The 21,669-nt window shown below is 28.6% G+C and carries 26 protein-coding genes; 25 read left to right on the forward strand and 1 reads right to left on the reverse strand.

What is annotated here, in order from left to right:
• The first annotated feature begins 102 nt into the window (after window positions 1–102).
• From L21TH_RS04155 to L21TH_RS04230, 17 genes are all read left to right on the forward strand, one after another.
• Window positions 103–924 carry a purine-nucleoside phosphorylase gene (locus L21TH_RS04155; RefSeq protein ID WP_006310281.1) on the forward strand — a complete coding sequence of 274 codons (822 nt, stop codon included), beginning with the start codon at window positions 103–105 and terminating at the stop codon, window positions 922–924.
• 15 nt (window positions 925–939) lie between these two features.
• Window positions 940–1,770, forward strand: coding sequence for a purine-nucleoside phosphorylase (locus tag L21TH_RS04160; RefSeq protein ID WP_006310282.1), 831 nt, complete (start codon window positions 940–942; stop codon window positions 1,768–1,770).
• 171 nt (window positions 1,771–1,941) lie between these two features.
• Window positions 1,942–3,114: a D-alanyl-D-alanine carboxypeptidase family protein gene (locus L21TH_RS04165; protein WP_006310283.1), complete on the forward strand. Its 1,173-nt coding sequence runs from the start codon at window positions 1,942–1,944 to the stop codon at window positions 3,112–3,114.
• Between the two features lie 104 nt (window positions 3,115–3,218).
• Entirely contained in the window at window positions 3,219–4,535 is a 1,317-nt protein-coding gene (locus L21TH_RS13710) for a tRNA nucleotidyltransferase/poly(A) polymerase family protein (protein WP_006310284.1), read from the forward strand.
• On the forward strand, window positions 4,528–4,653 hold the full coding sequence (locus tag L21TH_RS15070) for a hypothetical protein (RefSeq protein WP_006310288.1): 126 nt from the start codon (window positions 4,528–4,530) through the stop codon (window positions 4,651–4,653). Before L21TH_RS13710 ends, L21TH_RS15070 begins: the two co-directional genes overlap by 8 nt.
• A gap of 52 nt (window positions 4,654–4,705) precedes the next feature.
• On the forward strand, window positions 4,706–5,152 hold the full coding sequence (locus L21TH_RS04175) for a site-2 protease family protein (RefSeq protein WP_006310295.1): 447 nt from the start codon (window positions 4,706–4,708) through the stop codon (window positions 5,150–5,152).
• Between the two features lie 17 nt (window positions 5,153–5,169).
• On the forward strand, window positions 5,170–5,919 hold the full coding sequence (locus L21TH_RS04180) for a segregation and condensation protein A (RefSeq protein WP_006310297.1): 750 nt from the start codon (window positions 5,170–5,172) through the stop codon (window positions 5,917–5,919).
• Between the two features lie 10 nt (window positions 5,920–5,929).
• Window positions 5,930–6,493 carry an SMC-Scp complex subunit ScpB gene (gene scpB / locus L21TH_RS04185; RefSeq protein ID WP_006310299.1) on the forward strand — a complete coding sequence of 188 codons (564 nt, stop codon included), beginning with the start codon at window positions 5,930–5,932 and terminating at the stop codon, window positions 6,491–6,493.
• A gap of 77 nt (window positions 6,494–6,570) precedes the next feature.
• Complete coding sequence (locus L21TH_RS04190) at window positions 6,571–7,206, forward strand: DUF2953 domain-containing protein (protein ID WP_034429296.1); 636 nt, start codon at window positions 6,571–6,573, stop codon at window positions 7,204–7,206.
• Window positions 7,199–7,627, forward strand: a complete 429-nt coding sequence (gene ytfJ / locus L21TH_RS04195) for a GerW family sporulation protein (protein ID WP_006310309.1) — start codon at window positions 7,199–7,201, stop codon at window positions 7,625–7,627. The genes L21TH_RS04190 and ytfJ overlap by 8 nt, the downstream gene beginning before the upstream one ends.
• Window positions 7,628–7,781: 154 nt before the next feature.
• A complete protein-coding gene (locus L21TH_RS04200; RefSeq protein WP_006310311.1) occupies window positions 7,782–8,888 on the forward strand; it encodes a D-alanyl-D-alanine carboxypeptidase family protein in 1,107 nt (368 codons plus the stop codon).
• Between the two features lie 126 nt (window positions 8,889–9,014).
• On the forward strand, window positions 9,015–9,986 hold the full coding sequence (locus L21TH_RS04205; protein ID WP_006310313.1) for a sulfide/dihydroorotate dehydrogenase-like FAD/NAD-binding protein: 972 nt from the start codon (window positions 9,015–9,017) through the stop codon (window positions 9,984–9,986).
• Window positions 9,979–11,259, forward strand: a complete 1,281-nt coding sequence (locus L21TH_RS04210; protein WP_006310315.1) for an FAD-dependent oxidoreductase — start codon at window positions 9,979–9,981, stop codon at window positions 11,257–11,259. The genes L21TH_RS04205 and L21TH_RS04210 overlap by 8 nt, the downstream gene beginning before the upstream one ends.
• 85 nt (window positions 11,260–11,344) lie before the next feature.
• The gene (locus L21TH_RS04215) at window positions 11,345–12,052 is read left to right on the forward strand and encodes a pseudouridine synthase (protein WP_006310317.1); all 708 of its coding nucleotides are present in this window, start codon (window positions 11,345–11,347) and stop codon (window positions 12,050–12,052) included.
• 193 nt (window positions 12,053–12,245) lie between these two features.
• The gene (locus L21TH_RS04220; RefSeq protein ID WP_006310320.1) at window positions 12,246–12,680 is read left to right on the forward strand and encodes a GNAT family N-acetyltransferase; all 435 of its coding nucleotides are present in this window, start codon (window positions 12,246–12,248) and stop codon (window positions 12,678–12,680) included.
• Between the two features lie 12 nt (window positions 12,681–12,692).
• Window positions 12,693–13,262, forward strand: coding sequence for a tRNA 5-(aminomethyl)-2-thiouridylate-methyltransferase MnmM (gene mnmM / locus L21TH_RS04225; RefSeq protein ID WP_006310322.1), 570 nt, complete (start codon window positions 12,693–12,695; stop codon window positions 13,260–13,262).
• 22 nt (window positions 13,263–13,284) lie between these two features.
• Window positions 13,285–14,682 carry an oxaloacetate decarboxylase subunit alpha gene (locus tag L21TH_RS04230; RefSeq protein ID WP_006310324.1) on the forward strand — a complete coding sequence of 466 codons (1,398 nt, stop codon included), beginning with the start codon at window positions 13,285–13,287 and terminating at the stop codon, window positions 14,680–14,682.
• 31 nt (window positions 14,683–14,713) lie between these two features.
• Here the strand turns inward: L21TH_RS04230 and L21TH_RS04235 are convergent, their stop codons facing one another.
• Entirely contained in the window at window positions 14,714–15,355 is a 642-nt protein-coding gene (locus tag L21TH_RS04235) for a hypothetical protein (protein WP_006310337.1), read from the reverse strand.
• An 89-nt stretch (window positions 15,356–15,444) separates the two neighbouring features.
• Here L21TH_RS04235 and surE point away from each other — a divergent pair, with 89 nt between their 5' ends.
• The 8 genes from surE to L21TH_RS04275 all read left to right on the forward strand — a co-directional run.
• Complete coding sequence (gene surE / locus L21TH_RS04240; RefSeq protein ID WP_006310346.1) at window positions 15,445–16,209, forward strand: 5'/3'-nucleotidase SurE; 765 nt, start codon at window positions 15,445–15,447, stop codon at window positions 16,207–16,209.
• Between the two features lie 159 nt (window positions 16,210–16,368).
• A complete protein-coding gene (locus L21TH_RS04245; RefSeq protein WP_006310347.1) occupies window positions 16,369–16,578 on the forward strand; it encodes an indolepyruvate ferredoxin oxidoreductase subunit alpha in 210 nt (69 codons plus the stop codon).
• Entirely contained in the window at window positions 16,571–17,710 is a 1,140-nt protein-coding gene (locus tag L21TH_RS04250) for a 2-oxoacid:acceptor oxidoreductase subunit alpha (protein WP_006310348.1), read from the forward strand. The genes L21TH_RS04245 and L21TH_RS04250 overlap by 8 nt, the downstream gene beginning before the upstream one ends.
• A 3-nt stretch (window positions 17,711–17,713) precedes the next feature.
• The gene (locus L21TH_RS04255; protein ID WP_006310349.1) at window positions 17,714–18,541 is read left to right on the forward strand and encodes a 2-oxoacid:ferredoxin oxidoreductase subunit beta; all 828 of its coding nucleotides are present in this window, start codon (window positions 17,714–17,716) and stop codon (window positions 18,539–18,541) included.
• Window position 18,542: 1 nt separating this feature from the next.
• Window positions 18,543–19,076 carry a 2-oxoacid:acceptor oxidoreductase family protein gene (locus tag L21TH_RS04260; protein ID WP_006310351.1) on the forward strand — a complete coding sequence of 178 codons (534 nt, stop codon included), beginning with the start codon at window positions 18,543–18,545 and terminating at the stop codon, window positions 19,074–19,076.
• A 15-nt stretch (window positions 19,077–19,091) separates the two neighbouring features.
• Window positions 19,092–19,973 carry a MurR/RpiR family transcriptional regulator gene (locus L21TH_RS04265; protein ID WP_006310352.1) on the forward strand — a complete coding sequence of 294 codons (882 nt, stop codon included), beginning with the start codon at window positions 19,092–19,094 and terminating at the stop codon, window positions 19,971–19,973.
• A 155-nt stretch (window positions 19,974–20,128) separates the two neighbouring features.
• Window positions 20,129–20,743, forward strand: coding sequence for a histidine phosphatase family protein (locus L21TH_RS04270; protein WP_006310353.1), 615 nt, complete (start codon window positions 20,129–20,131; stop codon window positions 20,741–20,743).
• 2 nt (window positions 20,744–20,745) lie between these two features.
• A partial coding sequence (locus L21TH_RS04275) for a BaiN/RdsA family NAD(P)/FAD-dependent oxidoreductase (protein ID WP_034429302.1) occupies window positions 20,746–21,669 on the forward strand: 924 nt, incomplete at its 3' end.

Consider the following 21,669-nt stretch of genomic DNA (forward strand, 5'->3'; position numbering starts at 1 on the left):
AACGGTGGGTTTGCTTATCTTAATATTATTTAACTGATAAAATATTAAATATACTAAATACATTAATAGTAACTTTTAACTACAATGACGAGGAGGTATAATATGAATTTATTAGAAAAAATTAATGAAACAAAAAACTTTATAGAAGAAAAAATTAATATAAAACCTGAAATAGGCATGATCTTAGGTTCTGGTTTAGGTGTGCTAGCTGATGAAATAGAAGATGCAGTTATACTTGAATATGGTGATATACCAAATTTTCCTGAATCTACTGTCAAAGGGCATAAAGGCAGACTTGTTATAGGGAATTTAAATGGTAAGAAAGTAATAGCTATGCAAGGGAGATTCCATTATTATGAAGGATATACTATGCAACAAGTGACATTCCCTGTTAGAATAATGAAAGCACTAGGTGTTAATAAAGTAATAGTAACAAATGCAGCAGGTGGAGTAAATACAGATTTTACTCCTGGAGACTTAATGATTATAACAGACCATATAAATTTGGGGTTTGATAATCCCCTTATTGGTAAAAATTATGAACAACTTGGACCTAGATTCCCTGATATGTCTCATAGTTATAGTAAAGAGCTTATAGAGAAAGCGATTACAGCAGGCGAAAAGTTAAATATTAGTTTAAAACAAGGTACTTACATGTTTTTAACAGGACCTACTTATGAAACTCCTGCAGAAATAAGAATGGCAAATATTTTAGGAGCAGACGCTGTTGGTATGTCAACAGTACCAGAAGTAATTGTTGCCGTTCACTCTGGAATCGAAGTTTTAGGTATATCATGTATAACAAATATGGCAGCTGGAATTTTAGAAAAACCACTTGATCATAAGGAAGTTATTGAAACAACAGAAAAAGTTAGGGATAGCTTTATAAAATTAGTAAAAGAAATAGTAAAGTCTCTTAAATAAGGGGGAGAAATTAAATTGGAAAATCTTTTATCAAAAACAAACGAAGCAAGCACTTACATTAGTAACAGAATAGATTTTAAACCTGAGATTGGTTTGATATTAGGTTCAGGGTTAGGGTCTTTAGCTGATGAAATAGAAGATGCTATTATAATTGATTATGAAGAGATACCAAATTTTCCTATATCAACTGTAGAAGGACATGATGGCAAATTAGTTATTGGTACTCTTGAAGGTAAAAAAGTAATAGCAATGAAAGGTAGATTCCATTATTATGAAGGATATACTATGCAAGAAATAACATTCCCTGTTAGGGTTATGAAAGCTCTGGGAATTAACATACTCTTAGTAACTAATGCATGTGGTGGTTTGAATAAGGATTTGTATCCAGGTGCTTTAATGATAATTGAAGATCATATAAACTTTATGGGAGATAATCCTTTAATTGGACCTAACTATGATGAACTAGGACCTAGATTTCCAGATATGTCAAATGCATATAGCAAATGTCTAATAAAAGTTGCTGAAAAAGTTAGTAAAAAAGTGGATATTGACGCTAAAAAAGGAGTTTATACTGCAGTTAGTGGACCATATTATTTCTCAAGAGCGGAATTAAGTATGTTAAGAAAAATCGGTGGCGATGCTATAGGTATGTCGACAGTACCTGAAGTAATTGTCGCTAGGCATTCAGACATTAAAGTTTTAGGTATAGCTTGTGTTACGGATATGGCAATACCTGAAGAATTAGTATCTATAACCCATGATGAAGTTGTAGAAGTTGCTAATAAAACAAAGCCGAAATTTATTCAATTAGTTAAAGGGATAATTAATGATATATCTTTAAACTAATATTTAAATATAATTACTTTTACACTTAGAACTAAATTCTTTATACACTAAATATTTGCTTTAAAAGGCTGTCTATCACGACAGCCTTTTTCTTATACAATTAACAATTTGAATAACTTAAATATTACATGGTTAACCTAAAAGTGAATATAATAAAAAGGAGGAACTAAAATGAAAATTACAAAAAACTTTAAAATATTAATCAGTACCTTAATGACTTTTATACTTATTCTATCTTGTATTAATATTAGTTATTCTGCAGGTGAACCCTTTGATATACAAGCTAAATCAGCTATATTAATTGATGCATCCACTGGACACATAATTTATGAAAAAAATATACATGAAAAATTGGCACCTGCTAGTATAACTAAAATTATGGTTCTATTGCTAGCAATGGAAGCCATTGAAAATAACAAAATAAGCTTAGATGACGAAATTGTAGTTAGTAGTAATGCTGCAGGAATGGGAGGAAGTCAATTATATCTAGAAGAAGGAGAGATTCAAAAGGTAAGGGATATAATAAAAGCAATTTGTTTAAGGTCAGCAAATGATGGTGCAGTTGCACTCGCTGAACATATAGCTGGAACAGAGGAAACATTTATAAAAATGATGAATAATAAAGCTAAAGAGCTGGGAATGGAAAATACTCATTTTAAAAACGCAACTGGTTTAGATGAAGAAGGTCATTATACATCGGCTTATGATATATCCATAATGTCTAAAGAATTACTAAAACATCCTAAAATACACGATTGGCTTACATTATGGATGGCTGAAGTTAAAGTTGGGAAAGAAAAAGATGTTGTACAAGGACTAGTTAATACTAATAAACTTATTCATGATTATAAAGGAGCAAACGGAATAAAAACAGGTTATACAAGTAAAGCAGGACACTGTTTATCTGCATCAGCAACTAGGGGTAGCCTAACTTTGATAAGTGTAGTTTTAGGTTGCAAAAACTCAAGTATAAGATTTAATGAATCAAAGAAATTATTGAATTATGGTTTTGCAAATTATGACTCTATAGTATTAGCTAAGAAGAATGAAATAATAAAAAAATTACCAGTCTCTAAAGGAAAAATTGACAAACTCACTATTGTTATACAAGACGATTTATCCATATTAGTAAAAAAAGGCAATAATAATAATATTGAAAAAGAAGTTGTTTTGCCTGATTATTTAAATGCTCCTGTCGAAAAAGGAAAAAAGGTTGGAGAAATCATAGTAAAAATAAATAACCAAGAAGTAAATAGAGTTAATTTAGTTACCACTAGAGAAGTTGAAAAAGCTAACTTCTTAGACATGTTGAAGAAGATGATAAATAATATATTAGGTAACTAAATAAAAATTAATATACTAGATATATTTGTAATTTCAATGATAAAGTTATAAAATATATCTAGTATTTCTTTTGTTTTTTGTAGTTTTAAAATAAAGGTGATGATATGACACCCAAGTTTTTTAGATTAAAGGAATTCAACATAAGTATACCTACAATTACATACAACATATTATTTTACTTAAATAAAATCTCTAAAATCTATAACTGCAATATTTATTTAGTTGGAGGTTACGTAAGAGATTTAATACTAGGTCAATATAGTACAGATTTAGATTTAATAGTAACTAATAACTACATTCATGTGTTAAAAGACTTACATAAAATATTGGATGGAAAATTGCAATTGAATACCAGTTTTCTAACTGGTAAACTAAGTTTGGATAATGGTATTAACATTGATGTAACTAATGCAAGAAAGGAACTCTATAACATACCTGGTTCTTTACCAATTGTTAAACCAGGTAATATTTTAGATGATGTTATGAGAAGAGACTTTACAATTAACACTTTAATATTAGACTTTAACGACCTTAATAACCCTATAATAATCGACCACTTAAATGGTGTTAAGGATATAAAAAATAAATATATTAAAATGTTACATGATAAAAGTTTTATAGATGACCCAACTAGAATTATAAGAGCTATTAGGTTTGTTTCTAGATTAGATTTTAAATTTGAAACCAGAACCTTAGACTTAATAAATAATGCTTTAAAAAATGGAGTTCTAGATACTATCAGTAACGATAGATTTTATAACGAAATTATAAAATCAGCTAGTGAAAACTGTAGTTACAAAGTTTTTGACTACATTAATAGATTTAATATCCTAAACAAAATAACAGGGAATAGACAACTTGATAAGGTAATAATAAAATATATAAAGATATTAGAAGAAAATAAAAGAATGCTTATTCAAGAATTTAATTGTGTACAAGCTGATATAATATTAGTTAAATTAATGCTATTATTACAAAACATAGAACCAAATAAGTTATTTGATTTTTTCGACACAATAACTATAAAGAAAAAAATAAGAGATAGGATAATAAACTTTAGCAAAAACAATAAAAAAGTGCTTACTAGCCTAAAATCAAATAATATTTCAAGATATAATATATATAGACTATTGAATAATATTGATATTGAAGAGATAATATGTTATATAGTAATAAGTAATCTAGATTACATAGTTATTAACAATGTAAAAAAATATTTATACGAAGACAAGTTAAAAAAAGTTTTAGTATCTGGTAATGATTTATCAATATTAAATATAGCACCAGGTCCTATATACAACCATATATTTACTGAATTAAAAAAAATAACAATAAATAATAACTTGAATACTAAAGAAAAACAACTTGAAGCAGTAAAAAAAATAGCTAATAACATTCGAAAGAGGGATATTATTGAATAGCTCATTTTTATTAGAAAAACTACTTATTGTTCCAGGATTTATTTTGGGTATTACATTCCATGAATTAGCGCATGGATATGCAGCATATATCTTAGGAGATCCTACTGCAAAAAAATAGAGGTAGACTTACTTTAAATCCTATTGCACATGTAGATATAATTGGTGCTATTATGATTTTTGTAGTAGGCTTTGGTTGGGCAAAACCCGTTCCAATAAATCCTTTATACTTTAAGAACAGAAAATTAGGTACAATAATTGTATCTATTGCAGGACCTCTTACAAACTTTTTAATTGCTACAATATCAGCAATTTTATTGTCATTGAATATATCATCAAATACTATAATTATTAGTATATTGCAGCTTACAATAATTTATAACATTGTACTAGGTGTATTTAATTTAATCCCTTTACCCCCTTTAGACGGTTCAAAAATAATAGCAAGTTTACTACCTGATAAATATGAAGCTTTATTTTATAAACATGAAAAATATTTGTACGGAATTTTACTTTTGTTACTAATAACTGGTACAATGAAAAACATTTTAAATCCTTTATTATACTTTGGAATTAGTTTAGTTAATAAAATTATACTTACTATAAGTAATATTATATGAAATAGGAGAAGTTGGCCATGAAATATAATGTAGTTTTAGAAACATTTGAAGGACCATTTGATTTACTATACCATTTGATAGAAAAAAACGAAGTTGATATTTATGATATACCAATTTCACAAATAGCCGACCAATATATAGAATACTTAGAAACTATGAAGGACCTTGACTTAGAAATAACAAGTGAATTTTTAGTAATGGCAGCAAATTTACTTCAAATAAAGTCAAAAATGCTATTACCTAAAAACAATGAAAAACAACAAGAAGAACAAGAAGAAATTGACCCAAGAGATGAATTAGTAAAACGTCTTATTGAATACAAAAAGTATAAAAATGCAGCTAAAAGTCTTAAAAAGAAAGAAAATATACAAAGTAAGATATTCTTTAAACCAAAAGAAGAACTAGGAGATATAGATGTAAAAGAAGAACAATTAATGCTAGAAGGCATAAAACTTATTGATTTAATGAACGCATTTAACAAAATAGTGAAAAAAAAGACACAAGAAAATACAGAAATTAATAATATAAGAAAAATTCAAAGAGATGAAATTACTATAGAAGAATGTATGGAAAATTTAAAGGAATACATATGCAAAAACAACAAAGTAAGGTTTGAAGAACTTTTTAAGGAAAAGCAAACTAACAATAATATAGTAGTAACGTTTTTATCCATACTTGAACTAATTAAATTAAAATTTATTACTGTTAAACAAGATTCTAATTTTGGAGAAATCATTATACAGCTTAAAGATATAGAAACTCAATAGGAGGTTTTCTATGGACAGAAGAGAAATCAAAGCAATAATTGAAGCACTTTTATTTACTTGGGGTGACCCATTACATATTGATGATATAAAAAATATACTTGAACTAGAAAAAAATGAGGTAAAACAGATAATTGATGAAATGATTGATGACTTTAATTACAACAGAAGAGGTGTACAAATTATTCAAATAAATAATAAATACCAAATTAGCACAAGACCAGAACATTACGATTGGATAAAAAAATTATGTACTCCTAACAAAAGCAAAAGTTTATCTAATGCAGCTCTTGAAACATTATCGATAATCTCTTATAAACAACCTATTACTAAAATGGAAATTGAATCTATTAGAGGAGTAAAATGTGACAAAGCACTAAAAACTCTTATTGATAAGAATCTAATCAAAGAAGTTGGCAGATTAGATAAAACTGGTCGTCCTATACTTTATGGAACTACTGAAGAGTTCTTAAAGTATTTTGGTTTACAAAGCTTAAATGACTTGCCAAAACTAAAAGAATTTAAAAACATAGAACTTAATGAAAATACTATAAACCACTTAAAAAATAAAGAATAACACAGAATCCACTGTGTTATTTTTTATTTTTTGGGAAAAATAGTTATTAAAGTATCCTTTTATTGAGGTGTAATACCGTGATATTACTAATTTTTTTATTATTTTTAATCATTATTTTAATTTCATTAATAAACCCACTATATATAAATATCATTTTTAAACGAAAAGGAAAAGATGATTTTATTGAAATCAAGTTCAGAATTTTTAACTTTATAAAATTTGGATTTGAAGTACCTGTTTTAGAGTTATTAAACAGAAAAGGTTTTTTATCTTTTAAAGGCAGAAGCACAATAGAAAATAATGATAAAAGCGAAACAATATACCGAAACATTTTCAACGTAACTTTAAATGAACTATTAGAAAAGCTTAAATCTGCCATAAGGATGAAACGATTGTTTAAAGAAGTTAATATATATTTACTAGAAAAAATAAAAATTAAAAAATTAATATGGATATCAAAAATTGGTATTAACGATGCAGCATCAACAGGTATTGTTACTGGCTTTGTATGGGCTTTAAAATCATTAATAGTTTCACTAATTTCTAAAGACAAAACAATAAATAACTGTAAAATAGATGTGCAGCCCATTTATTCTCAAAACCAATTTGAAACATATTTTAATTGTATAATAAAACTAAAATTGGTTTATATTATTATTGCAGGCTTTATTGGATTAAAAGCTAAATTTAAAGGTGGTGAATCTAGTGTCTAATCATCCAATTGAAGGACTAATGAAAACTGCAATGGAAAGTATAAAAGAGATGGTAGATGTTAATACAATAGTAGGTGATGCCGTTGAATCACCCGATGGCTCTGTTATCATACCAATTTCAAGGGTATCTTTTGGTTTTGCTGCTGGCGGTGGCGAATATGGTGTTAATAATGGAGATACAAGAAGAGAGGAATATGATGTTAAGAAAGTTCCTTTTGGTGGTGGTTCAGGAGCAGGTGTATCAGTTCAACCTGTTGCCTTTATGGTTGTAGGCAATGGACAAGTAAAGCTTCTTTCCGTTGAGCAAAGTGCCAATATACTTAGTAACTTATTTGAGCTTATACCTAAGCTTACCAATAGCTTACAAAGCAATATGGATGATAAAAATAAACACAAGAATAATAAGCATTCAGAAGAGTAGTTTATAACTACTCTCTTTTTTTAACTAAATTCTAACTGATATCACAAAATATTATTATAATTACATAACTTAGCCATTACGTTTTTCGTATCTTAGATTAGATTATACAGATAATAATATTATAAAAAGAATGAAGATATGGAGTGGTATTCTTATGATAAAAAAATCTATAATTTTAAGTATTTGTATAATAATGTTATGTAGTAATTTATCCTTTGCCGACTCTCCTAGTATTGAAGGTCAATCTGGTATATTAATAGAAGCTGATTCAGGAAGAATATTATATTCACATAATATCAACCGAAAACTACCTATGGCAAGTACAACTAAAATTATGACAGCTTTGATTGCTTTAGAAAACGGTAATTTAGATGATATTGTTAAAGTTGATAAGAAAAGTGTAGGAGTTGAAGGTTCAAGTATTTATTTGTACGAAGGAGAAGAAATATCATTAAAAGATTTACTTTATGGATTAATGTTAAGGTCAGGAAATGATAGTGCTGTTGCAATTGCTAAACATATCGGAGGAACAGTAGAAAATTTTGTTGATATGATGAATAAAAAAGCAAAAGAAATTGGAGCATATAATACAAATTTCACTAATCCACATGGTCTAAGTGACAGAAACCACTATACAACAGCTTACGATTTAGCTCTTATAACTAGAGAAGCTATGAAAAACCAGCATTTCAAAAACATAGTTAAAACTAAGCTATGGATAGCTGATAGAAAAAGGAATCGGTACTTTTGTAATAAAAACAAAACTGTCTTTCAATATAGTGGTGGAGATGGTGTAAAAATTGGATATACAACTGCAGCTGGAAGATGTTTAGTTGCAAGTGCTACTAGAAATAATATGCAATTAATAGCTGTCGTTTTAAATGACTATAATTGGTTTAATGATTGTTATGGTTTATTTGATTATGGTTTTGAAAACTATATATCCTATATTGTATTCGATAAAGGACAATTAGCGAAAACTGTTTATGTAGACAATGGCCAAAAAGAATATTTACCTTTAATTACTGCAGATAAGTTTTTAATACCTCTAAAAGAAAGCGAAAAAGGAAAAATAAAAACTGTAATTAAAGCTCCTGATAAAGTAGAAGCACCTATAATCAAAGGTAAGAGTTTAGGAACTGTTGAAGTATACTTAAAGGGAAAATTAATTCACAAAGAAAATCTACTTGCAAAGGAAAATATAAAAGAGAAAAATACACTTGATAAAATTTACGATTTCATTCAAAATTTATTTAAATAATGAAAAAGAGGTGGTAGTTGTTAATAATTACTGCCTCTTTTTTTATGTTCTTTATTGTTTTTGTAACAAAATAACACAAATTAAATATTTTAATATTATAGGGACTTTTAGAAAGGGGGTTACATTTTGACTAAAGAACGCTTAGAATGTGTTGACGCTGGTAGTGAATATTGCCCTTGTTATCTAGCTGAAACAAATAATTGTATAACATGTTCACATTTACAAGGTAAAGATTTTTGTGACTGTAATTGGAGAGGAGTATGTATATATCAAGAATATGCGTGGAATGGTTACAAAAGTAAATTTAACCGTACAACTACAAAAGCAGCTATTGTAAAAAGAATAAATGTTACTGATAATTGTACAGTTTTAGAACTCAAAGTCACTAAAACCCTTGCTCGACAATTAAGTGAAGCTGGTTCATATGTTTTTTTAAGAGACATAAACTTACCTTCTTATTTTGATGTGCCAATGTCTATAATGGATACTGATGTAACAAATGGCTGTGTTTATATAGCTTATCAAAAACTTGGTTCTAAAACTAAAAAATTAGATGATACGAAAGATAAATTATTTTTAAGAGGACCTTATTGGAATGGTGTTTTTGGCCTTAGAAATCTAAAAAAAGTTAAAAATAGTAAATGTTTAATTGTTGCTAGAGGCATCGCACAAGCTCCTTCAGTATTAGTAGCTAAAAAATTAATAAGAAATAATAATGAAATTGTTATGATTATTGATAAAGGAAAAGTTGGTAAAAACTTTATAGATGAATATTTGGAGGGTTTGAATCTAAATATAGTTGAAGAAAATGTAATGCAAGAAAAGGGCATTTTATTAATCAAAAACATATTAAAAAATGAAAATATTTCTCTGATATATAGTGGTGGCTCTGATGTACTGCATAGCAAACTAATAAATATGATTGATGATTTATCAATAGAACCATATATTGTAGCTACTAATAACGGTGAAATATGTTGTGGTGAAGGAATATGTGGTAGTTGCTCAACTAGATTAAAAGATGGAACAATAGTAAAAACGTGCAAAACTCAAGTTGATGCTAGAAAAATAATTGAAAGGAGAGTTTGTATTGACTAAAGTTGTTATTATTGGTGGAGGATGGTCTGGATGTGCAGCTGCTTTATCTGCAAAAAAAGCTGGTGCAGATGTTGTATTAATAGAAAAAACAGATATGCTTTTAGGACTGGGTAATGTTGGTGGTATAATGAGAAATAACGGTAGATATACTGCTGCCGAAGAGAATATCCATTTAGGTGCAGGTGAGCTGTTCAATATAACAGATAAAGCTTCTAGGCATAGAAATATAGAATTTCCAGGTCACAAACATGCCAGTTTATATGATGTTACAAAAGTTGAACCCATGGTAAGGAGACTCTTAAAAGAAAAAGGAATAGACATAAAATTACAAACTCGAGTCATAGATGTTGAAACTAAAGAAAATAAAATAGAGTATATATTAACGTATAATGAGGAAAAAATAAAAGGTGATGTATTTATAGAAACAACAGGCTCTACTGGACCTATGGGCAATTGTTTGAAATATGGTAATGGATGTTCTATGTGCATCCTGAGATGCCCTTCTTTTGGCCCTAGAATAAGTATTAGTCATAGAGCAGGAGTTGAAGATATATTGGGGCAAAGGGGTGATGAATCATACGGAGCTTTTAGTGGTTCATGTAAACTTAATAAAGATTCTTTAAGTAAAGAGATAAGAAATGAGTTAAATGAAAAAGGTGTAGTAGTTTTACCTGTACCTAAAGAAGATGTGAAAATGGAAAAATTAGACTTAAAAGTTTGTCAGCAATACTCACTTAAAGAGTTTGCCGAAAACATAATTCTATTAGATACTGGCCATGCTAAGTTAATGACTCCTTTTTATCCATTAGAGAAATTAAGAAAAATAAAAGGCCTTGAAAATGCTCGTTATGAAGACCCTTACTCAGGTGGTAAAGGTAATTCGGTGAGATATCTTTCTATGGCGCCTAGAAATAATGCTATGAAAGTAAAAGGTTTATATAATCTTTTATGTGGTGGAGAAAAGTCAGGCCTTTTTGTTGGTCATACAGAGGCAATAATAACAGGAACGCTAGCTGGACATAATAGTGTACGTTTAAGTTTAGGTATGCCTTTATTAGAAATTCCTAGAACATTAGCAATAGGAGACATAATAGCTTACGCCAATGAGCAAATTAAAACAAAAGGCGGTTTAAAGAAAAGATATACCTTTGCAGGTTCAGAATATTTTGCTAGAATGAAGAAGTTAGATATTTATACAACTGACAGTAATAAAATTAAAAAGCGAATTCAACGAATGGATTTATTAAATATTTATGAAGAAAAATTAATATAGTATAGCTTTAAAATATTGTGATTTTCTTTTGAAAAACATTTTTAAATGTTATAATATACATTAGATAAAGGGAGTTGTTTCTATAATGAGGCTTCAAAAGTATATGGCTAAATGTGGAATAGCATCTAGACGAAAATCAGAACACCTTATTCAAAAGGGTCTAATAAAGGTTAATGGTAATGTTATAACAGAGCTTGGTTATAAAATAGACCCTGCAAATGATATAGTTGAATATAAAAATAAAATAATTAAAATGGAAGAAAAAAAAGTATATATATTATTAAATAAACCGGTAGGATATATAACAACTGTTAAAGACCAATTCAATAGACCAACTGTGCTAGATTTGATTAAAGAAGTTAAGGAAAGAGTATATCCTGTTGGTAGATTAGATTTTGATACTTCTGGATTATTAATCATAACTAACGATGGAGAGTTAACTTATAAACTAACTCATCCTAGTCACGAAATTGTAAAAACATATATTGCTAAGGTTAAAGGAATTCCTAATGAAAGTAAGTTAAATAATTTCAGGAACGGTTTATATATAGATGGTTACATTACTTCAAAAGCAGATATAAATGTTATTCGTGAACTTAAAAACTCATCTGTTTTAAAAATAAAAATACACGAAGGTAAAAATAGACAAGTAAGAAAAATGTGTGCTAAAATAGGTCATCCTGTTATAAGTTTAAAAAGAATAGCAATCGGTAAACTAAGACTTAATGATTTACCAAAGGGTCAATGGAGATTCTTAACTCAAAAGGAAATAGAATACTTAAAGAGTATTTAACAGATAAACTACTTCAACTTAAGGTACTAATTGTACTTAATTACAGTCATATTACAATCAAATTACTTTGATAGACCAATGTCTTTCGTCAAAAATTACAAATTATAAAAAATCATTGTGGAATCTTCCATGATGATTTTTTATAATATTATTATCTGAAAATACTATCAAATATATAATATGGAGGTTAAGAATGATAATTTCAAGAAAAGTAAAAGATGAAAATGAGTTATTTGAAATAAAAAAAATTTTAGAAGAAAAAGGTATAAACGATAAGTTTGATAATAACCAAATTGTCTATATTTTAATAGAAAATTCTAAAATTATCGGAGTTAGTAAAGTAACAAGACACAATAATATAGGAATATTAAATTATGTATTTGTTACTAAATCAAAACGTGGTGAAAACTTAGGAGACGGACTAATGCGAGCACTATTCAATCACTGCTTATTAAATGGAATATTTAATATATATTATTCTGGAGTAAACGATTATTTATTAAAAAAAGGATTTAAAAAGATGGATAAAGTTAATTTAAATGAAGATATAAAACAAATATTATCTAAATCTCAAATTTTATCACTAAATCTAAATGATTTCTTCAGCAGCGGATGTTGTCACAGTTAGAGGAGTGGTCAAATGTCTAATATGTTATTTAAAAATGCAGTAAAAATATCTCATGATATAATTAAGCAAAAAATAGCTAATGAAAATATTGTACTTGATGCTACTGTCGGTAATGGGAATGATACCGCCTTTTTAGCAAAGTTAGTAGGAGATAATGGAAAGGTTTATGGTTTCGATATCCAAAAAATTGCAATAAAAAAAGCTAAAGAAAAATTAAAGTCATTAGATTTGCTTAATAGAGTTGTTCTTATTAACGATGGTCATGAAAATATTGATAAATATATAACTGAAAAAATTGATTTAGTTGTTTTTAATCTAGGCTATTTACCAGGTGGAGACCATAGCATTATTACAAAACCTGAAACTACTATTGAAGCAACAAAAAAAGCACTAAAAATGTTAAATAGTAAAGGCTTAATTATAATTGTTGTTTACAGCGGACATAAAGGTGGAATGGAAGAAAAAAATGATATAGCAAAGTTTGTTAAAGAATTAAATCAAACAAAATACACAGTAATAAAGCTTGACTTTATGAACCAAATTAACAATCCACCTAGTCTAATATGTATTGAAAAGAAATAATGATTTTTCAGGAGGTATAATAATGAAAAAAGTTAAGATTACAGAAACCATTTTCCGAGATGCCCATCAATCATTAATTGCTACTAGAATGAAAACTGAAGAAATGCTTGCTATAGCAGAAAAATTAGATAAAGTAGGTTACCATTCTTTAGAAGTATGGGGTGGAGCTACTTTTGATGCCTGTCTTAGATTTTTAAATGAAGACCCTTGGGAAAGACTAAGGAAATTAAGAAAAACTATTAAAAACACTAAACTTCAAATGCTATTAAGAGGACAGAATTTATTAGGCTACAAAAACTATCCGGACGATGTAGTAGAAGAATTCGTAACTAAAGCTATTGAAAATGGTATTGATATAATAAGAATTTTCGATGCACTAAACGACGTGAGAAATCTAAAAACGGCAATTAAAGCAACTAAAAAGGCAAATGGGCATGCTCAGGCAACGATTTCTTATACTACTAGCCCTGTACATAATGTTGATTATTATGTAGAACTAGCGAAAAAATTAGAAGAGAGCGGTGCTGATTCAATTTGTATAAAAGACATGTCAGGCATTTTGTTACCATATGTTGCAGAAGAACTTGTAACAAAACTTAAACGTACAGTTGATGTGCCTATACAACTACATTCTCACTTTACTAGTGGTATCGCTAATCTTACTTACATGAAAGCTATAGAAGCTGGAGTTGATATAATCGATACAGCATTATCACCATTTGGTAATGCTACAAGTCAACCAGCAACCGAACCACTAGTAGCAGCACTTATAAACACAAAGTATGAAACAGGTCTGGATTTAAACTTATTAACAGAAATTGCTGATTATTTTAGACCTTTAAGAGATAAATACATGAAAAAGGGTATTTTAAATCCTAAGGTTTTAGGAGTTAACGCTAAAACCTTGATATATCAAGTACCTGGTGGAATGTTATCTAATTTAGTATCTCAGCTAGAACAACAAGGTTCTTTAGATAAATTTGAAAAGGTTTTAGAGGAAATCCCAAAAGTTAGAAAAGATTTAGGTTATCCTCCTTTAGTAACTCCAATGAGTCAAATGGTTGGTACACAAGCTGTGTTTAATGTAATTTTAGGAGAAAGATACAAAATGGTTCCTTCGGAAATTAAAAACTATGTAAAAGGTTTATATGGTAAACCAACTGTACCTATATCTGAAGAGATAGTAAAAAAAATTATTGGTGATGAAGAAATTTATAAGGGAAGACCAGCAGATTTATTAGAGCCTCAATTAGATAAACTTAGAAATGAAATAAAGGAATATATAGAACAAGAAGAAGATGTGTTATCTTATGCTTTATTCCCTCAAGTTGCTTTAAAATACTTTCAATATAGACAAGCCGAAAAATACAAGATAGATAATACTTTACTAAATCGAGAAGAAAAAACTCATCCAATCTAAAGATAATGCTCCTTTAGGGGCATTGTCTTTATTATTGACACTTATAATGCAAATAAATGGAAGTTGGTCTATTACTTACATATTTTATTCTTATTACTTTTGAATTATTTTTTATCGGTGCTCCACATTTTAAACATACATAATTTGACTTAACTATATAATCTGTTTCTATAATAGTTTTTAAATTTTCATACTTAGACCAACTTTTCCAACCAGTTTTACATAGTTTTTTTCTTTTGTCATAGTCAGCATAAACCCATTTAAGTATTCTATGAAAATGAAAAGGATATTTTGTATATCTAATAAATTCTTCTGGTAAACCAAATGAGATAGCATATTGTTCAAATGTTGATTCAATTTTATCCTGGAGCGGGTTGGTAATTTTAGTGCTCTCATATATATAATTATTTTCATCAAACCATAATCTTAATTTATCAAACATATATCCTCTACATACGTATATTTTTTCTGACTTTTTAACATTTAGTAGCTTAAATAATCTTTTGACAATTGTTACTACATAATCTAAATAAAGTTTTGTTTTAAAATATTTTTTTGAGTAAAATTTAACAGGTATAAATTCATATTCATATTCACCAGTCTCAACTCTTAATATACCAATACATGTACCACCTATTAAACTTCCACTACCTGCATCGTCTATTTGAATCAACTATATCACTCCACTCTAATAATTAACTATAAATATGATAATATTATTATTTACTAACTAATAACTTTATATTAAAGGAGAGATGTAAATTGAATATTTTAGTAACAAACGATGATGGTATTAACGCAATTGGAATTAGAAAGTTAGCTAATGAACTCAAGAGAATAGGAAGTGTTACTGTTATAGCTCCTGATAGAGAAAGAAGTGCTACTGGTCATGCTATCACTATGCACCATCCACTTAGAATTAATAAAGTTGATAATTATGCTAATGGTATAGAAGCCTGGAATATTAATGGTACTCCAAGTGACTGTGTTAAAATTGGCATTGAGTCATTAATGAAAGCGAAACCGGATTTGGTAGTATCTGGTATAAACAATGGTCCTAATTTAGGTACAGATGTTATATACTCTGGTACAGTATCAGCTGCTATTGAAGGTGGCATACATAATATTCCTTCAATTGCCATTTCTGTTGCTGGTAAAAAAGGAGAACTAAATTATGAAAGTGCTACTTATTATTCTTGCAAGATAGTAAATTTAATAACTAAATACAATAATGAACAAAACAAAGTTTTCAATGTTAACTTTCCATCAATATCACCTGATAATATCAAAGGTATTAGAGTTACAGAGTTAGGAATAAGAAGATATAGTAACCAATATGAAGAAAGAAAGGATCCTATGGGAAAAAGTTATTATTGGCTTTCTGGAAAGTTGTTAGAAATCCAAAATAAAAACGAAAGCGATGTAACTGCTATCGAAAATAATTATATATCAATAACACCGTTACATTTTGACTTAACCAATTATCAGTTCATTAAAAAAATGCAAAACTGGGAACTAGATATCTAGTCTATTGTAATTTTTAAAAAATGCAAAAATTGAAGCGATACTTGCAATTTTTATTATTTTTTTAAGAAAATGAAATAAAAATTGCATGTGAAAATATATTCTGTTATCATTATGTTAAAGTAACTATTTATATGTTATAAAAAAAAGGGGGGGCTGATATTGGCCACTATAAGCAAATTTAAACTAGAAATAAATAATGATTGGTGCAAAGGTTGTGGTATTTGTGTTGCATTTTGTCCCAAAAACGTTTTATCAATAAATGATGGAAAGGTTTTTATACAAAATGTAAATAATTGCATCGGTTGTGGTCAATGTGAATTGCGTTGTCCTGATTATGCAATTTTCCTAGGAGGTAAAAACAATGAGTAGTGACACAAAAATTAAATTAATGCAAGGTAATGAAGCTTGTGTAGAAGGTGCTATAACTGCTGGTATGAGATTTTTCGCTGGTTATCCAATAACTCCTTCTACTGAAATAGCAGAAATCTCCTCTCAACGATTACCAAGAGTTGGAGGTAAATTTATTCAGATGGAAGATGAAATAGCTAGTATGGCAGCTGTCATTGGGGCTTCACTTACAGGACTCAAGTCAATGACAGCAACTAGTGGTCCAGGTTTTTCTTTAAAGCAAGAAAATTTAGGATATGCATCTATGGCTGAAGTTCCTTGTGTTATAGTTAATGTTCAAAGAGGGGGTCCAAGTACAGGCTTACCAACTTCTCCTTCTCAAGGTGATGTTATGCAAGCTAGATGGGGAACTCATGGAGACCATCCAATAATAGCTTTATCTCCTTCTTCAGTCAAAGAAACATATGAATTAACAATAGAAGCATTTAACTATTCAGAAAAGTATAGAGTTCCTGTAATATTACTTATGGACGAAGTAATAGCTCATATGAGAGAAAAAATAGAGATACCAAATATAAATGACCTTAATATAATAGATAGAAAAAAACCTAAAGCTGGATTAAAGAACTATAACCCTTATGAAGTATCAGATAATGAATTAGTTCCTCCAATGGCTGCATACGGTGAAGGATATAGATTTCATGTTACAGGACTTACTCATGACGAAACAGGTTTTCCTAGTAATGACAGCAACATTGCATCAAATTTACTATCAAGATTAATGAATAAAATAGAAAAAAATATTGACGCTATATCTTTATACGAAGAATATAAACTTAAAGATGCTGAAGTAGCTTTAGTAGCATATGGTAGTACCGCTCGCTCAGCTAAAAGTGCTGTTGATTTCTGTAGAAATGAAGGTATGAAAGTTGGTTTATTTAGACCTAAAACAATATGGCCATTCCTCGAAGAACAAATTTCTGAATTATCAAAACGCGTCAATAAAATATTAGTTGTTGAAATGAACCACGGTCAATATGCGTTAGAAGTTGAAAGAGTTGCAAGCAAAAACGTAAATGTAGAAAAGATGGGTAAATTTAATGGAGAGTTAATTACCCCAGATGAGATTTATGCTAAAATTAAGGAGGTTTAGAAAGTGACTCAAACAAGTGAACTAGTAAAAAAATATTTTAGAGTTGATAAATTACCTCATATTTGGTGTCCGGGCTGTGGTCATGGGATTTTAATGAGAGCAACAGTAAAAGCAATTGATAATTTAGGTTTAGATAAAGACAAAGTTTGTATTGTATCTGGAATCGGATGCTCCTCTAGAGCACCTGGATATATGGATTTTAATACTTTGCATACAACTCATGGGAGAGCCTTAGCTTTTGCTACAGGCATAAAAATGGCAAATCCAGAACTCGAAGTTATTGTTATTACAGGTGATGGAGACAGTGCAGCAATTGGGGGTAATCACTTAATACATGCAGCAAGAAGAAATATAAACATAACTACAATTGTTTTTAATAACAATATTTATGGAATGACTGGAGGTCAATATTCTCCAACTACTCCTACAGGAGATAGAGGTACTACAGCTCCATATGGGAATATTGATAAAAATTTTGACCTTTGTAATTTGACCAAAGCAGCAGGAGCAACTTATGTCGGTAGAGCGACTGCATATCATGCTAACTTATTAACAAAATTAGTAGAAAAGGGCATTGAAAATAAAGGATTTTCATTTGTCGAAGCTGTAAGCGTTTGCCCGACATATTATGGTAGAAAAAACAAAAAAGGCGATTCAGTAGAGATGATGAAGTTCTTAAAAAATAATGCTATTAACATAAAAGCCGCAGAAAAAATGTCAAACGAAAAATTAATGGGCAAGTTCTTAATCGGTGAGTTTCATAATAGTCAAGAACCTGAGTATACTAGTCAATATCAAAAAATAATAGATATGTTTCAAAAGGAGAGATAATATGTCAGGTCAATATGAAATAAGATTAAGTGGTTCTGGTGGTCAAGGCTTAATTCTAGCAGGAATAATTTTAGCTGAGGCAGCATTATTAGATGGTAAAAACACAGTACAATCTCAATCCTATGGTCCAGAAGCGAGGGGTGGAGCAAGTAAATCAGAAGTAATAATAAGCGATAATAATATAAATTATCCTAAAGTTAGAAAATGTGATTTATTATTATCTCTAACACAAGAAGCTTGTAATAAATATTGTAATTCTACTAAGAAAAATGGTATACTAATAGTTGATGAAAAAGTAATACCGCCTGACCTTGATAATGTACAAATACATAAAACATCTATATTGAGAACAGCTGCAGAAAAAATAAAAGCTCCTATAGTTTCTAATATTGTTGCGTTAGGTGTTTTATGTGAGACCACTAACATCGTATCAAAAGAATCTTTGTTAAAAGCTATATTAAATAGAGTTCCTAGAGGAACTGAGGAGCTAAATAAAAAAGCATTTGAAGCAGGAGTTGATTTGGCAAAATTATAAAGTAAGGATGATGGTATGGAGAATACTAGTAAAGATTTAATTAAATTGATACAACATAAATATGCCAATCTAAGTAAAGGGCAAAAACTTATAGCTGAATATATAATGGCACACTACGATAAAGCTGCTTTTATGACTGCTGCTACTTTAGGTAAAAAAGTCGGAGTAAGTGAATCAACTGTTGTTAGATTTGCAAATGCATTAGGTTTTTCAGGGTATCCTAGTTTGCAAAAAGCATTACAAGTTTTAATAAAAAATAAACTTACAACCGTACAAAGAATAAGTATGGATGACAGTTTTATAGACTCAGATGCTACATTAAAAAAAGTATTAAAAGCAGATATGGAAAACTTAAGAGCTACTATTGAAGAAGTTGATTGTAGAACTTTTAAAAAAGTCGTAGATAGTATATTTAAAGCCCATAGAATATATATCTTAGGTTTAAGAAGTTCAACTGCTTTGGCTGGATATCTAGGTTTTTACTTAGATTTAATATTAGACAACGTAAAAGTAGTCAGTTTCGGTATGAGTGAAATATTTGAACAACTACTTAGAGTTACTAAAGACGATTTAGTTATTGGAATAAGTTATCCTAGATATTCCAGAAGAACTCTAGATGCCCTTAAATACGTAAAAAAACAAGGTTGTAAAATAGTTGGTATAACTGATAGCTATGCATCGCCTATTGCAAGTATATCTGACCATACCTTAATTGCAAGAAGTAATATGGTATCGTTTGTAGATTCACTAGTTGCTCCTTTGAGTCTAATTAATAGTTTAATTGTAGCTATAGGAATGAGAGAAAAGAAGGAAGTAACACAGTACTTTGAAAAATTAGAAGATATGTGGGATACCTTTAATGTATATGAAGGAAAAGATAAACCAACGAATTTTTAAATACATTGCAATAATAATTGTTTATAATTTCTTAAATTCCATACCTCTAAATAGAGACTAGCATTTCGCTAGTCTCTATTTTTTAAGTATATTTATTTATTTATAATAATATTACTTTAGTATATAGATAATTAATTTTTTATGGAGGGCAAACAATGTCAAAAATTTATTTAGTGAGGCATTGTCAGTCAAAATGGAATTTTACAAGCAAAATCCAAGGACAAATAGATATTGATTTATCTAAAAATGGCTATAAACAAGCTATAAAGGTAGGACAAAGACTAAAAAATGAAAAAATAGACTTAATATATACCAGTGATTTGATTAGAGCTTTTAAAACAGCATTAATAATAAGCTTTAAAACTGAGACTCACAAAATAAAAAAAACACATTTATTAAGAGAAATAGATTTTGGGCCGTGGCAAGGATTAACTATAAATGAAGTAAAAAAAATATATTCCGATGATTATTCACTTTGGTTGACAAGCCCACATGAATTTAATTTTAATGGAATAGAAACACTTAATAATTTAAAAGATAGAATTATAATGTTTATAGATTCTGAATTGCAAAAAAACCTTAATAAAAACATTTTAATAGTATCTCATAGTTCTGTTATTAAAATAATAATCCTAACCATTTTAGGCTTCAATTTATCTTATTATAAAAATTTTTCGTTAGACAATGGAGGGATAACTATTATTGAAAATAAAGAATACAATTCAGTAATCAAACTACTAAATGATACAAGTCATCTAAGGGAGGTATAATTATGGAAGAAAAAATAGCTGTAATAGGTGGAGGACCTGCAGGAATTATAGCAGCTGGTACAGCAGCTCAAAGAGGTAAAATAGTTACTCTATTTGAAAGAAATAATTTTTTAGGAAAGAAACTTTTAATAACAGGTGGCGGTAGATGTAACATAACTAATCTTTGTTCAATAGAAGCTTTAATAGAAAACGTAGTTACAAACAAAGAATTTCTATATAGTGCATTTTATACGTTCACTAATGAAGATATTATAAATTTATTGAATAAATATGGGCTAGAAACAAAAATAGAAGCAACTAACCGAGTTTACCCTAAATCTAATAAATCAGCTGACGTTTTAAATGCTTTTTTGAGATATTTAGAAGATTATAATGTTAACATAAAATTAAATTCTGAAATTGTTAATATAGTTAAAGACAAACATGGAAAATTTATTTTATTTTTTAAAGATGAAAATAAAGCTTATTTTGATAAAGTTATCATTGCAACCGGAGGCAAAACATATACTCAAACTGGTTCTACTGGTGCAGGCTATGTTTTTGCTAAAAAATTTGGGCATACTATTGAAAAACTAAAACCTTCATTAGTACCTTTAGAAATTAAAGAAAATTGGACACATAAACTCCAAGGATTAAGTTTAAGTAATGTAAAATTAAATGCATATATATGTAATAAGAAAATAAATGAAGAGATTGGTGACTTAATTTTTACTCATTATGGAATTTCAGGTCCAGTTGTATTAAGAATGAGTAATTACCTTAATAAGTATGACAATGAAAATATTAAACTTAAGCTTGATTTGAAACCTAGTATATCAATCGAGGAATTAAATAAAAAACTAATTAAACTTTTTAATGATAATTCAAAAAAACATCTGAAAAATTGTTTAAATATTTTGCTGCCTAATAGAATGATAGACGTAATA

It is taken from the genome of Caldisalinibacter kiritimatiensis (assembly GCF_000387765.1).
Taxonomy (GTDB): Bacteria; Bacillota; Clostridia; order Tissierellales; family Caldisalinibacteraceae; genus Caldisalinibacter; species Caldisalinibacter kiritimatiensis.

Coding starts and splice junctions, on each gene's coding strand:
- L21TH_RS04155 (WP_006310281.1), top strand. CDS start 103: ATGAATTTATTAGAAAAAATTAATGAAACAAAAAACTTTATAGAAGAA.
- L21TH_RS04165 (WP_006310283.1), top strand. CDS start 1,942: ATGAAAATTACAAAAAACTTTAAAATATTAATCAGTACCTTAATGACT.
- L21TH_RS13710 (WP_006310284.1), top strand. CDS start 3,219: ATGACACCCAAGTTTTTTAGATTAAAGGAATTCAACATAAGTATACCT.
- L21TH_RS04175 (WP_006310295.1), top strand. CDS start 4,706: ATGATTTTTGTAGTAGGCTTTGGTTGGGCAAAACCCGTTCCAATAAAT.
- L21TH_RS04180 (WP_006310297.1), top strand. CDS start 5,170: ATGAAATATAATGTAGTTTTAGAAACATTTGAAGGACCATTTGATTTA.
- scpB (WP_006310299.1), top strand. CDS start 5,930: ATGGACAGAAGAGAAATCAAAGCAATAATTGAAGCACTTTTATTTACT.
- L21TH_RS04200 (WP_006310311.1), top strand. CDS start 7,782: ATGATAAAAAAATCTATAATTTTAAGTATTTGTATAATAATGTTATGT.
- L21TH_RS04215 (WP_006310317.1), top strand. CDS start 11,345: ATGAGGCTTCAAAAGTATATGGCTAAATGTGGAATAGCATCTAGACGA.
- L21TH_RS04220 (WP_006310320.1), top strand. CDS start 12,246: ATGATAATTTCAAGAAAAGTAAAAGATGAAAATGAGTTATTTGAAATA.
- mnmM (WP_006310322.1), top strand. CDS start 12,693: ATGTCTAATATGTTATTTAAAAATGCAGTAAAAATATCTCATGATATA.
- L21TH_RS04230 (WP_006310324.1), top strand. CDS start 13,285: ATGAAAAAAGTTAAGATTACAGAAACCATTTTCCGAGATGCCCATCAA.
- L21TH_RS04250 (WP_006310348.1), top strand. CDS start 16,571: ATGAGTAGTGACACAAAAATTAAATTAATGCAAGGTAATGAAGCTTGT.
- L21TH_RS04260 (WP_006310351.1), top strand. CDS start 18,543: ATGTCAGGTCAATATGAAATAAGATTAAGTGGTTCTGGTGGTCAAGGC.
- L21TH_RS04265 (WP_006310352.1), top strand. CDS start 19,092: ATGGAGAATACTAGTAAAGATTTAATTAAATTGATACAACATAAATAT.
- L21TH_RS04270 (WP_006310353.1), top strand. CDS start 20,129: ATGTCAAAAATTTATTTAGTGAGGCATTGTCAGTCAAAATGGAATTTT.